At 45.5% G+C, this 1,027-nt stretch carries 1 protein-coding gene; it reads left to right on the forward strand.

Annotation, left to right across the window (positions count from 1 at the left end):
• On the forward strand, nucleotides 1-962 hold a 962-nt coding region (locus A3763_RS19130; protein ID WP_068760352.1), incomplete at its 5' end, for a chemotaxis protein CheB.
• Nucleotides 963-1,027: the final 65 nt, after the last annotated feature.

Below are 1,027 nucleotides of genomic sequence, written 5' to 3' on the forward strand. Positions count from 1 at the left end.
AAAGTGAAAAACTCGATCAGATCCAATGCTGGATTTTAGCTTTGCAAGAAGATACTTTTGAGTCGGTAGCGTTAGATGACATCATTGACCAAGCAGACAATATTCCTGTGCTCTTTGGTTTGGATAAAGCCCCAGGAAAACACGATGAGCAATATATTTCGTGGGAACGACGACTAGTCAGTAAACTAGAAGAGCATCTTGGTTGCATTGATATTCTAGAATCAGAAGACTCTATACTCGCTCTAGACTCCCAGGCCACCAATCACGTCGCAATAGATAAAGCTCAGTCTAAGCCCGTTTTCAGCCAGCCTTCAGACATCGAAAAGGCACCCAGACTGTCTCATCCGCCATCTAAAGACGTTTGGGTTCTAGCAGCCTCACTCGGTGGTCCTGCAGCGGTGAAAGAGTTCCTGGATGAAATTCCATCTACGATCAGAGCCGGCTTTCTTTATGCTCAGCATGTCGATGCCCACTTCTCGGGCGTACTAACACGCGTCTTAGGCCGTCATTCAATGCTCGACCTAAAGCCTATAACCGACTGCTGTTTAGTTAAAGATGGCGAAGTTCTCGTCGTTCCTGTCGACAATGAAGTCTGCTTTTCATCTAATGGTGTCTCAATTAGAGACAATGAATGGGAAGGACCCTATGGTCCATCAATTGACCATTTATTAAGAAATCTGTTTGCGCATTATGGAAAACGTTGCCATGTGATCGTATTTAGCGGCATGGGGAATGACGGCTCGTTGATGGCACCTACGATGCATAAGCAAGGCTGCTCAGTATGGACTCAAGCACCAGATGGGTGTGCGAATGGCTCGATGCCGCAATCTGTGATTGATCTTGAATGCAGTGCATACACCGCATCTCCAAAAGACCTGGCTCGAGCATTAATTAATAAAGTTGGCTGCTACAGTGCACCTGACGCCAGTGCTAGCAATTTAGAAACAAACAAAGGAGTTTAATTGTGTCGGATGCTCAAAGTGTTATCTCTAGCCTATATCTACCGGTTAGTAATACCCAGCTCTTA

This window comes from Oleiphilus sp. HI0128 (assembly GCF_001635365.1).